The sequence below is a fragment of the Pararhizobium sp. PWRC1-1 genome (assembly GCF_049897905.1).
Classification (GTDB): Bacteria; Pseudomonadota; Alphaproteobacteria; order Rhizobiales; family Rhizobiaceae; genus Pararhizobium.
In genome coordinates, this window is sequence record NZ_JAFCXE010000015.1 from 72,155 (window position 1) to 88,434 (window position 16,280).

Consider the following 16,280-nt stretch of genomic DNA (forward strand, 5'->3'; position numbering starts at 1 on the left):
TGAATTCGAAAGCGGGTTTCAGGAAACTGTTCCCGAGCCATCTGTCAGCCAGCGTCCGAGGTGGAGCGCGACAGCGTCGGGATTTTCAAGCGGCGCAAAATGGCCGGCCTTCTCGATAAGGTGCAGAACCGCGCCTGGAATTCCGGCAGCGATCTCGTGCTGCGCATCGAGCGGACAGACCTGCTCATGGGCGCCGGCCAGCACCAGTGTAGGTTGGGTGATCGCGGAAAGGCGCGGCCGGCTGTCGGCACGATGAATTGCAACCTCCGACTGATCGGACAGCCGATCCAGGCCGCAATCGCGGGCCATGGCGACGATCGTGTCCCGCAACGCCTCATCCTCGACATTGACTGGCGCCACCAATCGCGGCCAGGCATCAAGAATATAGCTGTGCATCCCCCGTTCGCGCGCATCAGCGACGGCCTTGTGGCGCATGGCGGCATTGCCTGGTGGGTCAGGACGCGGCGTCGTGTCAATCAGGGCAAGCTTAACGATGCGATGCGGTTGCCGGGCGACCATTTCGAACGCGCAGATACCGCCGAGCGAAAAGCCGGCCAACAGAAAGACCGGCGGCGCAACCGCCAGGATCGCCTCCGCCAAATCTGGCATGGTCTGGGCGCCACCCATATCGCCACACACGATCGGATAATCGCCAAGCCGGTCGATCACAGGCGCAAAAACCCGGCGATCACAGGCGGTTCCCGGCAGAAGCAGGAGCGGCGGTCGTGGGTCGGCGGTCATTGGCGGAGCCATCATCTCAGATATTCCGAAAGATATTGCACGGCGCCATCATATCCCTCTTTGCCGGCCCAAAAGAGCGGCAAAAACAGATTGTGACGTCGCGTTGGAAAAAAGACTGGCAGATTTTGAATACGTATGCAATAGAATTTGTGCTCGATTATTCGAACGCCTCGAACACTGTTTGCCCGGCGAAACCGCGCGGTTTCGACGACGGAAAGCCGTGTCAGGCGGACTGGATCGAGACGAAACACAAGGCTAGTGGAGAGACAGGCCATGACCATCAAGGACACGCCGATGCAGGGCGTCCAATACGTGAAGGCACCCGAACGCGACCCCATCGGCGACAGCGCATCCGTTGAAGGACTGGTGGCGCAGATCATCGCGGATGTGCACAAACGCGGCGACGATGCCGTGCGCGAATATTCCGGCAAGTTCGACAAGGCCGAACTCGCAGCATTCGAAGTGACGCCGCAGGAACGCGAGGAAGCGCTCGCCGAACTCGATCCGCAGACCCGCGCCGACACCGAATTCGCTATCGGCAATGTCCGCAAATTCGCCGAAGCGCAGCTTTCCACCATCCTGCCGCTGGAAATCGAGCTGCGTCCCGGCCTCCACCTCGGCCACCGCGTCATCCCGATCGAGCGCGTCGGCTGCTACGTGCCCGGCGGACGCTATCCCCTGCTCTCGGCGCCGATCATGACGATCGTACCGGCCAAGGTCGCCGGTTGCGACGAAGTGATCGCCTGCCTGCCGCCGAACGCCCACAAGGCGATGATCGCCGGCTGCCATCTGTCGGGCGCGGACCGCATCTTCCGTATCGGCGGCGCCCAGGCGATCGCCGCCATGGCCTATGGCACAGAAACTGTTCCCGCCGTTCACAAGATCGTCGGCCCCGGCAATGCCTTTGTGAACGAAGCCAAGCGCCAGGTTTTCGGCCCGGTCGGCATCGACCAGTTGGCCGGCCCCTCGGAAATCTTTGTCGTTGCCGACAAAAGCGGCGATGCTGTGATGATCGCGACCGATCTGCTTGCACAGGCGGAGCACGACGTGCGCACCCGCGTCGGCCTGATCACCACCGATCGCAAGCTCGCCGAGGATACGCTGAAGGAAGTCGAGCGCCAGTTGCAGGACTTGTCGACCGCCGCGGTGGCCGGCCAGGCCTGGCGCGATTATGGCGAAATCACCGTCTGCGACGACGAGGAAGCGATGATCGCCTATTCCGATCATGTCGCCGCCGAACACCTGCAGGTCCACACGATCGATCCGCAGGCCATGGCGAAGAAGCTGCGCAATTACGGTTCGTTGTTCATCGGCGAGCTGGCCAGCGTCGTCTATTCCGACAAGTGCTGCGGCACCAACCACACGCTGCCGACCATGGGTGCCGGCCGTTACACCGGCGGTCTCTGGGTGGGCGCCTATGTCAAGATCGCCACGCATCAGTGGCTGGACGAGCGCGGTGTCGAGGCTGTTGCCCCACCGGCCGCCCGCCAGAGCGCCAGCGAAAGCCTCGAAGGCCATCGCCGCGCAGCGCAGCTCCGGCTCGACCGGCTGCAAAAGGCGCCGGTCTGACAAGACCGGCTGCCCGCTCAACGGGCAGCCATTTCCGTCCCAAGTGCCTGATCGGCAGATGGGTCGCGTTATAGACGCGGCGGTTTGACGGCGGCGAAATCGGTGGCCTGTTCATAGGCATGGCCGATCTGGCAAAGGGTTGCCTCGTCCCCTGCCTTGCATACAAGCTGCAGACCGAGCGGCAGGCCATCGGCAAAGCCGCAGGGAACCGAGAGGGCCGGATGGCCCGTCACATTGAAGGCGATGGTGCGCATCGGCGTCCAGCGCGCCGCTTCCCCGGTAAATTCGGCAAAGGGTATCGCTGGTGTCAACGTCGTTGCGGTCAGGATCGCGTCGAACCGCGAAAAGACGGTGCGATCGAGCAATGCCCGCAACCGGACAGCGGCCTCGCGCGCACGGCTGAGATCATCGGCTGTCAGGTAAAGGCCGGACAAGATATTCTGGAAGACCTTGCGGCTGTACTGGCTGCCCGAAGCCGCCAGCGAATGGCGATGCCCCTCGAAGGCTTCGGCGTGGATGATGACTGCGCCGACCGCCTCGAAATCCGCGGCTGCCGGTAGCGTCACTTCCTCGATCCCGGCGCCCAGAATCGACAGCGTGGACGCTGCGCCGTCGACAGCCTCCAGCAACGCCGGCAGAGTCTCTGGATCATCGGAAAACCAGTCGCGGGCATAGCCGATGCGCAGTCCAGCCAAGGGCACCCCCAGCCTGGAAGCGGCGAGCCCTCTTCCCTCCTGTCGATCAGCAACCACGTCGAACGTGACGGCGGCCTCTTCAACCGACGCGCTAACCAGCCCCACATGATCGAGGCTTGGCGACAGCGGAAAGGCACCGCGCGTGGCGATGCTGCCATAGGTGGGCTTCAGACCGACTGTGCCGCAATAGGCCGATGGGCTTCGCACCGAGCCACCGGTGTCCGAACCGATCGTCGTGCGCACCAGCCTGCCGGCCACGGCCGCCGCCGACCCGGACGAGGATCCGCCCGTAAAACGGTTGGTATCCCAAGGGTTTGCCGCAGGCGGAAACGAGCGGTCGAAGACTGGGCCAACCATGGCGAATTCATAAGTTTCAAGTTTGCCGATCAGGACGGCACCGGCCGCCTTGAGCCTTCGGACAACTTCCGCATCCTCTGTCGGCCCGTTGCCGGCATGGACGTCCGAACCATAGGTCGTCGGCATGTCCACTGTGTCGAAGAGATCCTTGATGCCGACGGGAATGCCGTGCAGCGGTCCGAGGTCCTCGCCACGTTTCAACGCCGCATCGGCGCGTGCGGCCTCTGCCAGCGCGCGTTCGGCATCGACATGCAGAAAGGCATGATAGGCGCCATCCCGCTCGGCGATACGGTCGAGATGCGCCTGCGTCAGCTCAACGGATGTCAGGGGTCCGTCACGGAGTCGTGCGCCCGCCTCGCGGATCGACAGGTCGACTGCATGTTCCATCATCGCTGGACCGGCTCCGGCCTAGCATCGTCAAGGATTGCGATCTTGTCGAGGCGCCTTGCCGCATCGTGCAGATACTGCGCGCCGGCAAGGATGGAAGCCTCGCGCTCAGCCGCAATCTCGATGCCGCATTCGGAAGCCCGCGCGCGGATCACCGTAAGCGTCGGCCCTTTGGTTTCACAGGAAGCCATTGCCTACTCCAGTCAGGTCCGGGCAGCCTCGAAGCGCGCCCAAGCTTCCTCGAACTGTGCAAGATCGAAGCCTTCCTGTCGAGCGGGCTCGAGGATCAACCTTTCGGTCGCCTGCAGCTTTTCGATCGAGGCCGCCAGTACAGGGATGATCTCCGGCGGTATGACGACGGCGCCATGCCGATCCGCATGCACGAGATCGCCCGGTGCAACCGTCATGCCAAACACCGTCACCGGCACGGCGATCGCCTCGACATGCACGAAGGCGTGGCTTGGGCCGATCGAACCGGCGATCATCGGGAAATTGGAGGGCACGTCGCCAAGGTCGCGCATGACGCCATTGGTCAGCACACCTGACAGGCCCAGCCCGCGATGTACCGTGGCGTTGATCTCGCCCCAAAAGGCACCGACGCAATGGGGGAAATCCAGATCCTCTATCACGGCGATAGATGGACCCTCACCACCCGCCATATGCCGGTAATAATCGCGGCGGCGGCTCTTGATAACGGCGGGGTCCTCGGTCGAGGCCGCTGCAGCGGCGATCTTGGCCGTGCGCGCATAACCAACAACCGACGGAGCCGTCGGCGCCGACGAAATCACCGTGCCGCGCGTGAAGGCGTTGAAGCCGCGCTTGCCCTGGGCCACCTCGATGGCGTTGCAGACGGTGGGTGTATCGACCTTGCGCAGCAAGGCCAGGAGAGCGTCGTCCAAGTCTAATCCTCCGATGCGTCAGGCTCCAGCCGAGAAATCCGGGTCGGAGCCTGTTGAAAGAATGAAAGAGCGGCGGCTTGATCGCCACCGCCTCAGGCATCTCAGCCGCGCCAGGTAAATCCGGCCTTGTCGCCGGTCGCGACGACACGGTAGAGGCTGGCCTCGCCAGTCATCGACGGCACGAGACTATGCTTCAAGCCCGGCGGCACCGCGCAGGTGTCGCCCGGCGCCAATACGGACTCGCCGCCATCCCAAGTGAGCTTCCAATGGCCGCGCATGACCATCAGCACCTCGTGGCGCTCATTGGTATATGCAGCTTCCGGGATCGATCCTCGGGTGAGCAGTTCGACCTCGAAGCCCGGCTTGTCACGCAGCAGCGCATTTTCGCCGATCACCTTAGCCGGCGCCTTGCCGGCCAGCGCCATCAGGTCCCAGTAGCGGGCGACATAGTCCCGCACGACGTCGGTCACCGGGGTTTCCGGGAAGGCCTTCAACTCCTCGTCGGTCAGGAGCGGCATCGGCTTGATGCCGTCCGGCAGGTTCTGGCCTTTCTTGCTATCATAGAGCTTGCCGTTCTCGCCGAGGATCAGGCCATGCGCCTTCGCATCCTCGATCACTTGCGGTGCCCAGATGACGCCACCACCGGCATCGTCGCCGCCAAGTATCGCCATGATTATCCCATAGTCCGTGCCGATATTCTCGAAGCCGCGGAAAATACCAGTCGGGATGTTGATGATATCGCCCTCTTCGAGCACGACCTCGCCGGCATTGCCCCAGCGGCCCCAGAAGAAGCGCCACCGACCCTTTTGGATGAAGAAGACCTCGGCTGTGCGATGCGAATGCAGCGAATTGCGGCATTTCGGCGGCTGCCCGGCCGCCCCAATGTTGAAGCCGGGTGTATCGGTTATGTGAACATGCTGGTCGGCGCTTTCGGAGACGCCGCCGCCGATGATGGTGAAGTTTTCCTTGCTATTCGAGCCCGGCGTATGGGCGTCGATGAAGGCAGTGCGGCATGGCTTCAATTCGCCGTAGCGAACGATGCGTTTTTCCAATTCCGTCTGGGAGATCTGCATTGTTCTTCCTTTCATACGTATGCAAAATTGTTACGGACAAGATTTGCCCTCGCTCCGTTACGTGCGTTCGCTATCGTGTCGCTTTTTCTTGAGTCCTCTGGGCAGTCGAGCCGCGTTGCACGAGTGCGCAGTCGAGGACAACGCGGCGCGCGGTCCCGTCGCCTTCCTTGATGCTTTGCATAAGCGACGCCACTGTTTCGACGACCATGTCGTCGACGTTCTGGCGGATAGTCGTCAGGTTATAGGCCGGCCATCGGGCTGGCGGCACGTCATCGAAGCCCACGACAGAGACATCATCCGGGATGCGCAAGCCCAACTCGAAGCGGAGCACATCCATTACAGCGAAGGCCATGTGGTCGTTGCAGACGAAGACAGCATCCGGCCGGTCTGGCCCGGAAAACATCCGCCGTGCTGCCGCCTGCGCCTCCTCATAGCGAAAATTGCCGACCTCGCGGGCGAATAGCGCGAGACCGGATGCCTGCAATCCTTCAAGAAAGCCACCCTCGCGGTCGCGCTGTGTCGAGGCTTCCTCGAAGCCGGCAATATAACCGCAGCGGGTATGGCCAAGAGACACTAACAGATCAGCCAGCGCCCGGCCACCACCACGGTTGTCGGAGGTAACGGCTGACAGGCGGATATCATCCTGCAACCGATTGAACAGCACGATCGGTACACCGGATGCGTGGCAACGCCCGGCAAGCTCTGACGACATGTTGGCGGATGCGAGCACGATACCGTCCACTTGGTAGTCGAGAATTTCCTGGGTGATCTGATCGACGTTTTCCGAGGCGATCGACGAAATGAAGACGAGCACATGATAGCCTTGGTCCTGTAGCGCCTTTGACAGGCGCTCCACCACTTCAGGATAGAAGTAGTTTTCCAGGTAAGCGACGACGAGGCCAATGATGCGGCTGCGGCCGGTGATCAGTGAGCGGGCCAGCACGTTCGGGCGGTAGCCGAGTTCGTCTGCCGCCACCTTGATCTTCTCTGCCGTCTTTTTGGAGACGGACGTGCCGGGGGTGAAATAGCGCGAGACCGCCGACTGGCTGACACCAGCCAGGCGCGCAACATCGTTCGAAGTGACCTTCTCGTTTGCCATCAGTCTGCTGTCCAACCCCCGTCGACCATCAGCGCGGTTCCCGTCACCATTGCTGCGGCATCGCCCGCAAGATAGGTGACGGCGGCCATAATGTCTTCCACATCACCGATGCGACCGAGTTTGATTTTCTCCTTTATCCACTGAACCCGTTCGGGTTTTGAGAAAGTTTGCTCGGTCAGCGGGGTGCGAATGAAGGTCGGGCAGATCGTATTGACCCGGATGCCCTTCGGACCCCATTCGATCGCCATCGATTTGGTGAAGCCCTCGACGGCATGTTTGGTGGCACTGTAGACAGCGCGATCGATGCCACCGACATGCGCCATCTGCGAGGAAATGTTGATCAGCGAGCCCCGTTGACCGGCCTCGATCAGCCCACGCGCCGCCGCGCGCGTGAGGAAATAGGCGCCACGCACGTTGAGGGAGAAGACGGCGTCGAAGTCATCCGGCGTCGTGTCGACAGCCGGGCCATGACGAGCCACGCCGGCGCTGTTGACCAGAACCTGGAACGGTCCGCCCGCCGCGACCGCAGCCTCGGTCGCCTCGACATCGGCGATATCGAGCACCAGTGCCTCAGCCGAAAAGCCTTCGGCTCGGATCGCTGCGACCGCTTCCTCAAGCTTGCCTGGCGAACGGGCAGACAGCACCACATGCGCGCCCGCTTCCGCCAAAGCAACCGCGCAGCCGAAGCCGATGCCGGAGGAAGCACCCGCCACCAGTGCGCGCTTGCCGTCGAGGCGGAAGGAGGGCGTGCGCGGGAGTTGCATTATGCAGCCGCCGCGCCATAGGGCACATTGCGGCCGCCATACCGGCGGACACGGACGTTCGCCTGTTCCGCGTGACCGACAAAGCCTTCCAGCAGGCAAAGCCGCGAGCAATAGGCGCCGATTTCGGCGGCAGCCTCATCCGTCAGGACCCTCTGATAGGAATGGGTCTTAAGGAACTTTCCGACCCACAGGCCGCCAGTATAACGCCCGGCCTTCTTCGTCGGCAGCGTATGGTTGGTGCCGATCACCTTGTCGCCATTGGCGACATTGGTGCGCGGTCCGAGGAAAAGCGCGCCGTAGGAATGCATGTTGTCCAGGAACCAGTCGTCGCGATCCGTCATCACCTGCACATGCTCGGAGGCGATATCATTGGCGACCTCCAACATTTCCTCGTAGGTATCGCAGACGATGATTTCACCATAGTCGCGCCAAGATGCGGTCGCCGTCTCCGTGGTCGGAATGATCGCAAGGATACGGTCGATCTCGGCCATGGTCTGCCGCGCCAGATTGTCCGAATTGGTCAGCAACACCGCTGGCGAATTGTAGCCGTGCTCCGCTTGGCCGATCAGGTCGGTCGCGCACATTTCGGCATCGACGGTCTCGTCGGCGATCACCATCGTTTCGGTCGGGCCAGCGAAGAGGTCGATGCCGACGCGTCCATAGAGCTGGCGCTTGGCTTCGGCGACGAACGCATTGCCGGGGCCGACCAGCATATCAACCGGCTTGATCGTCTCGGTCCCCAGCGCCATGGCGCCGACCGCCTGCATGCCGCCGAGAACATAGATTTCGTGCGCGCCGGCCTTGTGCATGGCGGCAACGATGGCCGGATGCGGCTCGCCCTTCTGCGGCGGAGCAGATGCCACGATGCGCGGCACACCGGCGACCGACGCCGTCAGCACAGACATATGGGCAGACGCCACCATCGGGAACTTGCCACCGGGAACGTAGCAGCCAACCGACTGGACCGGGATGTTTCGATGACCGAGAATGACACCGGGGAGCGTTTCGACTTCGATATCGGTCATAGAGGCGCGCTGTGCCTCCGCAAAGCGACGGATCTGCGTCTGGGCAAATTCGATATCGGCCATGTCGCGGGCAGAGACCTTTGAGACCGCGGCCTCGATTTCCGATGGGCTGAGCCGGAAGGACGGCGGGGAGAACTTGTCGAATTTTTCCGAGAGATCACGCACGGCCGCATCGCCGCGCGTCTCGATGTCCTTCAGTGTCGATTCCACGATCGCACGAACCTTTGCGTCGTCCTCGGATCGCTGTGCCTCGGGCTTGCCCCGCTTGAGATAGGTGACTGCCATGGTCTTTCTTCCCTTGGAAACTGCCGGTGCGCTGTCACGCACCGATCGTGATTTTTAGTTGGCCGGCGTCCGCGCGATCCGTACGCCAGTCTTGGCATCGAAGAGGTGGCAGATCGAAGCCGGGATCGACGCATGCACGACATCGCCGATCTGCGTCCGGTATTCCTTGCCGGACTTGATCGAGACGAGTTGATCGCCCATCCGGAAGCTCGCCATCGTCGCTTCGCCGAGCAGCTCCATCGAGTAGATGTCAGCTCCGAGTTCGCCGCCTTCCGAAACCAGCGAGGCATCCTCGGCGCGGAAGCCGAGCGTCACCGGCCCCTTTACATTGGTCTGCAGCCCCGAAATAGTAATACCAGGGCCACGGAACATGCCGTTCTGGATATCCCCGGCAACAAGGTTCATCGCCGGCGAGCCGATGAAAGAAGCGACAAAGGTGTTAGCGGGGTTATCGTAAATCTCTGTCGGTGTGCCGAGCTGCTGGATGACACCCTTGTTCATCACCACCACCCGGTCCGCCAGCGTCATCGCCTCGATCTGGTCGTGAGTGACATAGATCGTGGTGACCTTGAGGTTATGCTGCAGGTTCTTAATCTGGGCGCGCGTCGAGACACGCAATTTGGCATCGAGGTTGGACAATGGCTCGTCCATCAAAAACACGGAAGGCTGGCGGACGATGGCGCGACCGAGCGCTACGCGCTGGCGCTGGCCGCCCGAAAGCGCCGCCGGCCGGCGCTCCAGAAATTCCGTGAGCTCAACCATGCGGGCGGCTTCCATGACCTTCTCGTGATGCAATTCCTTCGCAACCTTGCGAACACGCAACGGGAACCGAATATTTTCGTAGACGGTCATGTTCGGATAAAGACCATAGCTTTGGAAGACCATCGAGATATCGCGGTCTTTCGGCTCCAGCTTGTTGACCATACGGTCGCCTAGCCAGATCTCGCCCTCGCTGATTTCCTCGAGGCCGGCGATCATGCGCATAGTCGTGGTCTTGCCGCAGCCGGAGGGGCCGAGTAGGACCAGAAATTCCTGATCAGCGATATCGAGGTTGAAATTGTCGACCCCGACGAAATTATGCCAGCGTCTCGTTACATTTTTCAGGCGGATTTCAGCCATTACGATTACCCCTTCACGGCGCCTGCGGTAAGACCGCTGACAATCTGACGTTGGAAGAACATGACCAGCACGAAGAGCGGCGCGGTCGCCGAGACAACGGCAGCGACAGCGAACATGACGTTGCCCTCCTGCTGGATCGTCCCGAGGAAGCTGGCGATCTTCGGAACCATCGTCTGGTTCGGCTGCGACAACAGCATCGCGGTCACGGCAAAGTCGTTGTATGCGAGCAGGAACGAGAACAGCCCCGTCGTAATCACTCCCGGCCACATGACGGGGATGACCACCAGGCGAAAGGCCTGGAACCGCGAGCAGCCATCGACCATCGCACTCTCGTCCAGATCCTTGGGGATCGACAGGAAGAAGGAGTGCAGCATCCACAGCGTGAACGGCTGGTTGATCGCGACCAGAACAATGATCGCGGTCGGCATATGGCCCCAGATGTTCAGTTGGAAGAACGGCAGCAGATAACCGGAAACCAGCGTGATATGCGGCATGGCACGGAACACTAGCGCCAGCATCAGCAGCCAAAAACTGTAGCGAAAGCCTGAGCGGGCCAGTGCATAGCCGCCGAGTGTACCAAATGTCAGCGAGACGACGACCACCGAAATAGTGACGATGCCCGTATTGATGACCGAGGAGAAGAAGTCGCGCAGCACCCAGGCGCCATAATAACCGTCGCCGGTAAAGGCGGAGCCGGTCTGGGCCATGGTGCGCGTGCCTTCGATGGCGAACCACCAGCTGTCGCGGGAGAAGAAGTCCTGCTCGACCTTGAAAGAGCCCCAGACCGTCCAGATGAATGGGAAGGCCGCCGTGAAGACCCACACCAGCACAAAGACTGTGGTGAGAATGGACAAGGACAAGGGCTGTTTGCGTTGTGTCACGTTCATCGCGGCGCCCTTATCGACGGTTGAATTCGCGCCAGGTGCGAACCAGCACTGGCGATAGGAGAATAATCACACCGACGATCGTCAGCATGGAGGTGGCCGCAGCGGAACCGAACAGCTGATCGACCTGACCGCGCAGGTCGTTGAAGATCGACCAGGACAGCGAGCTGGCATTGGCCTCCGCGCTGAAGCCGACGATCGGTTCGAAGACGCGGAAATTGTCCATCAGCTGAACCAGCGCCACGAAAGTGGCGAGCGGCATGAGATGCGGGATAATGACGAAACGGACACGCTCCCACCGGCTGGCGCCGTCGATCATGGCGGACTCGATCGTGTCGTGCGGCACAGTCTGCAGGCCGGCATAAAAGACGACGAAGGAGAACGGGGCGTTGTGCCAGATGCCGTAGGCGAGCAACGTGATCCAGGTTAGCATAGCAGAAGACTTCAAAGACAGGGTTGGGTCGTTGAAGATGTTTTGTAACGTAGCACCAAGAATGCCCTGCGAGGAGGCCATCCAGTACATGATCATCGCGCCCACCAGCGGCGTGACAATCATCGGCAGCAGTGAGAAGAAGATCACCGGCCCCTTGTAGAAAGGCGGGATGGCGTTAACCCCGAGCGCTATGCAGAAGCCGAGCAGCATGGCGAGCGGCGTGACCACGAACGTATAGGTCAGCGTGAAGGCGAGCGCACGGTAGAATGGCAGGTTATAGATGCGCGATAGGGCATCCTTGAACCCGGCATTGTCGGACACGATCGCGCCAATCTCGGCGACGGCCAGATGGTTGCGATCGACATATGTGCCAAAACCATTGAAGCGGCCGAGCGGCTCATCGTTGCGCAGCTTCTCGGTCGCTTCCGCATCGACGCGTGCTTCCTTTGTGCAGCCGGCAAACGGCGTACAGGTTTCCACAACGGTCACGACCCGTTCGTGCTGGACGTAGAGCGACTGTACCGCGACCGAGAAGATCGGCAGGGCGATAAAGAGCAGCATCGCGACAAGCGATGGCATGATGAAGGCAAAGAAAGCCTTGTGAGGCATGCACCCTTCTCCTTGCTCAAAATTTGATGTTGCGTTCGTCCCGCGCAAGGCCGGACATGTCGACTACAGAATCTGCAGGAGTGCTGGGCGAGCCGGCGCTCCGTTTGCAAATTACTTCAGGAAGCCGCCTTCCTTGGCAGCCGCCGTGTAGGACGCCTCGACATCCTTCAGTGCTTCCTCAGCGCTTTCGCGACCCTGCATGAACTCGGCGAGTTCCGAACCGAGCGCCGAATGCAGGAGGCCCATATAGGGCATCATCGGGTAGGGCTTGGCACCGCCATTGGCGGTCTCGAGCACGCCGACAGAGGCCGGGCCGGGCTGGTAACCCTTGGTCAGCCAAGTTGCGAGATTCGGGTTCTGTTGGCCGACTTCCGGGCGGATGCCATAGACCATGGCCCGGAAGGACGCCTCCGCATCTTCGTCGGAAATGTTCTTGGCGATAGTGAATCCGTCCCACCACAGAGCGCCGGCCGGGGTCGAGCCGCCGGCGACAACTGGTGCTGCTGACAGCACCGTGTTGTTGGCAATCTCGGCCGGCGTCTTCGCTGGATCGATCACGCCGCTTGCAAGCGAGCCCCAGCCGTTGATGATCGCGGCCTTGCCGGCGACATAGACCTTGATGATCTCGTCGGCATTATAGGTCATGTAGTCCGGGTTCATGTATTCGGTCATCGCCTTCATCGTGCCGAGCGTGGCGAGACCCTTCTCGTTGCTGATAGCCGGTGCCGCCGAGCCCGGGGCAAAGAGCTCGCCACCGTAGCCGAGATACATGTTGACGAATTCAGCCGCGAGATCCCAACCGGCCTTGTCGGAGGCTGCCAGCGGATATTCCATCAGGCCCTTTTCCTTGATCACCTTGGCAGCAGCCAGGATATCCTCATAGGACTTTGGCGGCTGCAGGCCGGCCTTTTCCAAGATGTCCTTGCGGAAGAAGAGATGCTGCGAGTTGCCCATGAACGCAATCGCCATGACCTTGCCGTCGAGCTTGATCAACTGCGTCGGCTGCAGGTCTTCGCCGTACTTGGCGACGAGTTCGTCGAGCGGACGAATAAGCCCTTCATTGAGCAGCGGTACGATCGAATTATTGGCGATGACCGCGACCGTATATTCAGCTGGATTGATCTTCAGCGCCGGAACCTGGAGATTTTTGTGCTCGGTCGTCTGGTTCGTGGTGACCTTGACGGTTGCCGAAGCGCATTTTGCGGCCTCGGCCGCGGCGAGGCGCAGAGCCTCGAAATCGTTAGAGAGAATGCGCACCGAGCCTTTCTCGATACCACAGTCCGCATTAGCAGGCAGAGCTGCCGCAAGGCTTGCGAGCGCGAGGGAAGCAGTCGATGCGAATAGAGCTGATCTTTTCATGTTCCCACTTTCTTTGTTACCGGCGCCCGCACACGGAGGCCGCTTTCTTGCTCCCGCCGTTTTTTCCCGGCTTATTTTCAAGCATCATAGTCGGACTGCATACGTATGCAAGTATTTTTGCAGGCGTATGCAAATTTATTTTGGATGGTCCCGCACCGTTGTGCAAAACGTGGATAGCGCATTGGTGCGGTATGTTTGAATGAAGGGCATTTTAACGCCATCTACGGCCGACCGGTTGAAACGACTGGCGTCTTGTGTGCTTGGGTCGATAAAGTTCAATTGTGAATCCTTCGATGGATGGGCATCCAAGGACTGTTGTCACCGCTCACCCGACCAGAAGATTATGAAATGTTTCGATTTGTTAAGACGGGCGGACTGGAGCAGATGATGACTGCGCGGGCTGTCATAGGCGCCTGTGAAGTTCCTGCCGGCCTGGGCGTAGGAAGCCGGTCACTGACGCGCAATCGGTGGGATTGTTTTGGAGTCGACTTGCTTTGAAGGAACTGGGCCTGTGCGCGCATTTTTGTAAAAGATGCGCAAAATATCATTGCTGATACGTACAGCCGTGGTGACGGTGCCAACCCATTACAAGCGGTGGCATATCCAGTCGCATGCGAGCTCCGTTTATATGACGTCGGCTGAAAACAATCCCGCCGGATGAGGGCGGGTCAATATGCATTGGCAGTGGTAATGAAGACGTTGAGGAAGCGCCTTTCCAGAGAAGGGATGCATAAGTTAGGAGTACCTGCGATTAGCGTGTAAATGAAGGCCAAATTACCCGTCCGGTACGGTCGGGAGAGAAATTTCCCGAAGCAAAAATTGGCATGCAAAAACAGAACGTCTTTTACGGATTTCAATCAAACTAAAATTCGTTTCTGCGTGCGCGAGCATTGCCATGATCCCTAAAAAAGGGATCCCGTTAACCGAAAATTTTACGTGGCACATCACTATCCACTGATACTGTTCCGCCGCTTCTGGCGTTCAAGCCGTGGAGGCATCTTTGAATACCCCTTGGCACGATCTTCTCGCCAATCTGGCCATTCTTGCTCTGCTGATTTCAGTCTGGAGCAATATTCCGTTCTCGCGCGTACAGTCGAAAATTGCCCGGGAACTGGGATTTGGCCTTCTGCTGGGAATGGGTGCCGTCACGGTGATGCTGCTACCTTTCCAGATCGAGAAGGGTATTTTTATTGACTTGCGTACCACGCTTATAGCGGTAGCCGGCTTTTTCGGCGGGCCAGTTCCGATGGTGGTCACAACGGCTCTAGCTGCAGCATTTAGAATCTATGCGGGTGGCGCGGGTACGATTGCCGGGCTGACGGGAATCACCATCGCCGCCACAGTTGGCATCATAGCTTACTTCCTGAGGAGGAAGCATCGTCCCTCAATACCCGGCATTATCGTATTTTCGGCGACCGTCGCCCTAAGTGGGTTATTAGGCTTTCTGGCCTTGCCGAGCGAAACTCTTGCGACCGTTTTATCGACAGTGCTCCTCCCTGTTACCATTGTCGTTTTCGCAGCGACCCTCATGGTTTCGCTCGCTATCGAAAACGAGATGCGCCGGCGGGAGGCGATCCTTAAAAACCACATCTACAAAGAAGTGATCGACAGTCTTCCCGATTGCTTGAACGTCAAGGATACGGACGGACGCTTCGTTCTCGCAAATCCGGCAACTGCTCAACTGATGAAGGCTGAGAATGTCGAGGCGTTGATCGGTAAGACAGACCTCGACTTCTATCCGCCTGAGATCGCTCAGAGCTTCAAGGAGGACGAGGACAAAGTCCTTAACGGTGGAACGTCTTGTGTCATTGAGCAGCATCTGACCCATCGCGACGGGTCAGAGGCATGGCTCTCGACCCTCAAGGCACCTCTCTTTAACAATGGACGGGTAACCGGCCTCATCACCCACAATCGTGACGTTACGGCAAAGAAACAGCTCGAAGAAGCGCTGGCGCTCAGTGAACACAAGTTCGCTGCTGCTCTCAAAAATATGGCCGATGGATTGGTGATGTTCGATAAGGATCTCAATCTGGTTTTCTGCAATGAGCAATACCGCGCGATGTTTCCACGAACAGCGGATCTGCGCGTCCCGGGCACGCCCGCGGCCTCTATCCTTTACGCCTCGATTGCCCGTGGCGAACTTGTCGGCATGGCGAGTGATAACGTGACGGAGTGGGTGAACGCGGCTGTCCTGAAACTGCGGCACGCCGGGACGGTACACTTTCCACTTTTCGATGGGCGGTGGATCGAATCTCGAACCCGCCCCGCGGCCGATGGTACATGTTTCGTGGTCTGTTCGGATATCACCAAGGCCAAGCAGAGTGAACGAGCTATGGGTGAGTTAAACTCTCGGCTCGCGGAACTGGCTGAAACAGACGGATTGACTGGACTTTTGAACAGGCGAGCATTCGATGCCGTCCTTGCAGAAGAGATTGAGCGTGTCGGGCGCGGCGAAGGGGCGTTGAGCCTCCTGATGCTCGATGTGGATCGCTTTAAAGCCTTCAACGATACATACGGTCACACGAATGGTGACGCCTGCCTGAGGTCCATCGCCGACTGCCTGCGTGCAACCGCTGGACGACCCACCGATCGTGTGGCGCGTTATGGCGGCGAGGAGATGGTTTTGATCCTCCCCAACACGCCGGAAGAAGGTGCGGTTACTTTGGCGCATAAGGTGCGCAACAGGATACGGGAACTCAACATCGCCCATACCGGCAGTGAGAAGGGCATCGTCACATCGAGTATCGGCGTCGCTACCCTTCCTAACAACACTTTTGGCCCAGATGCAGGTCGGCTTGTCATGCGCGCCGACGAGGCCCTTTATGTCGCCAAGGCTGCCGGCCGCGACCTCGTCCGGACATGGCAGCCCGCCAAGCCGACCCTTGTGACCGCCAAATTAAAGTAAGTTGACCGGTCGGGCCTCCCGCAGGTCAAGATAACACCAAATGCATGAATGCCCAACGTCCTTCGCCTCCGCCCCTC

General features: G+C 60.0%; 14 protein-coding genes. 2 read left to right on the forward strand and 12 right to left on the reverse strand.

Annotated features, from left to right (window positions below; genetic code table 11):
* Window positions 1-18: 18 nt before the first annotated feature.
* Window positions 19-756: an alpha/beta fold hydrolase gene (locus tag ACP7E0_RS21955; RefSeq protein ID WP_426127794.1), complete on the reverse strand. Its 738-nt coding sequence runs from the start codon at window positions 754-756 to the stop codon at window positions 19-21.
* A gap of 258 nt (window positions 757-1,014) precedes the next feature.
* Between ACP7E0_RS21955 and hisD (ACP7E0_RS21960) the strand changes: the two genes are divergently transcribed.
* Window positions 1,015-2,310, forward strand: coding sequence for a histidinol dehydrogenase (hisD, locus tag ACP7E0_RS21960; protein WP_426127796.1), 1,296 nt, complete (start codon window positions 1,015-1,017; stop codon window positions 2,308-2,310).
* 68 nt (window positions 2,311-2,378) lie between these two features.
* On the opposite strand, the gene ACP7E0_RS21965 is transcribed toward hisD (ACP7E0_RS21960), so the two are convergent.
* The 11 genes from ACP7E0_RS21965 to ACP7E0_RS22015 form a co-directional block, all read right to left on the reverse strand.
* Window positions 2,379-3,752, reverse strand: a complete 1,374-nt coding sequence (locus tag ACP7E0_RS21965; protein WP_426127798.1) for an amidase — start codon at window positions 3,750-3,752, stop codon at window positions 2,379-2,381.
* Complete coding sequence (locus tag ACP7E0_RS21970; RefSeq protein ID WP_426127800.1) at window positions 3,749-3,940, reverse strand: hypothetical protein; 192 nt, start codon at window positions 3,938-3,940, stop codon at window positions 3,749-3,751. Before ACP7E0_RS21970 ends, ACP7E0_RS21965 begins: the two co-directional genes overlap by 4 nt.
* 12 nt (window positions 3,941-3,952) lie before the next feature.
* Complete coding sequence (locus ACP7E0_RS21975) at window positions 3,953-4,648, reverse strand: RraA family protein (RefSeq protein WP_426127802.1); 696 nt, start codon at window positions 4,646-4,648, stop codon at window positions 3,953-3,955.
* Between the two features lie 101 nt (window positions 4,649-4,749).
* A complete protein-coding gene (locus ACP7E0_RS21980; RefSeq protein WP_426127804.1) occupies window positions 4,750-5,721 on the reverse strand; it encodes a cupin in 972 nt (323 codons plus the stop codon).
* Window positions 5,722-5,791: 70 nt separating this feature from the next.
* The gene (locus tag ACP7E0_RS21985) at window positions 5,792-6,820 is read right to left on the reverse strand and encodes a LacI family DNA-binding transcriptional regulator (RefSeq protein ID WP_426127806.1); all 1,029 of its coding nucleotides are present in this window, start codon (window positions 6,818-6,820) and stop codon (window positions 5,792-5,794) included.
* Window positions 6,820-7,584 carry an SDR family NAD(P)-dependent oxidoreductase gene (locus ACP7E0_RS21990; protein WP_426127808.1) on the reverse strand — a complete coding sequence of 255 codons (765 nt, stop codon included), beginning with the start codon at window positions 7,582-7,584 and terminating at the stop codon, window positions 6,820-6,822. Before ACP7E0_RS21990 ends, ACP7E0_RS21985 begins: the two co-directional genes overlap by 1 nt.
* Window positions 7,584-8,894 (reverse strand): histidinol dehydrogenase, encoded by a 1,311-nt coding sequence (gene hisD / locus ACP7E0_RS21995; RefSeq protein ID WP_426127810.1) that lies wholly within the window; start codon window positions 8,892-8,894, stop codon window positions 7,584-7,586. The genes ACP7E0_RS21990 and hisD (ACP7E0_RS21995) overlap by 1 nt, the downstream gene beginning before the upstream one ends.
* Window positions 8,895-8,948: 54 nt before the next feature.
* On the reverse strand, window positions 8,949-10,013 hold the full coding sequence (locus tag ACP7E0_RS22000; RefSeq protein ID WP_426127811.1) for an ABC transporter ATP-binding protein: 1,065 nt from the start codon (window positions 10,011-10,013) through the stop codon (window positions 8,949-8,951).
* Between the two features lie 5 nt (window positions 10,014-10,018).
* Entirely contained in the window at window positions 10,019-10,900 is an 882-nt protein-coding gene (locus tag ACP7E0_RS22005) for a carbohydrate ABC transporter permease (protein ID WP_426127813.1), read from the reverse strand.
* A 10-nt stretch (window positions 10,901-10,910) separates the two neighbouring features.
* Window positions 10,911-11,939 carry a carbohydrate ABC transporter permease gene (locus ACP7E0_RS22010; RefSeq protein WP_426127815.1) on the reverse strand — a complete coding sequence of 343 codons (1,029 nt, stop codon included), beginning with the start codon at window positions 11,937-11,939 and terminating at the stop codon, window positions 10,911-10,913.
* A gap of 111 nt (window positions 11,940-12,050) precedes the next feature.
* Window positions 12,051-13,298, reverse strand: coding sequence for an ABC transporter substrate-binding protein (locus ACP7E0_RS22015; RefSeq protein WP_426127817.1), 1,248 nt, complete (start codon window positions 13,296-13,298; stop codon window positions 12,051-12,053).
* Between the two features lie 1,000 nt (window positions 13,299-14,298).
* Here ACP7E0_RS22015 and ACP7E0_RS22020 point away from each other — a divergent pair.
* The gene (locus ACP7E0_RS22020) at window positions 14,299-16,203 is read left to right on the forward strand and encodes a diguanylate cyclase (RefSeq protein ID WP_426127819.1); all 1,905 of its coding nucleotides are present in this window, start codon (window positions 14,299-14,301) and stop codon (window positions 16,201-16,203) included.
* The last annotated feature ends 77 nt before the right edge of the window (window positions 16,204-16,280 follow it).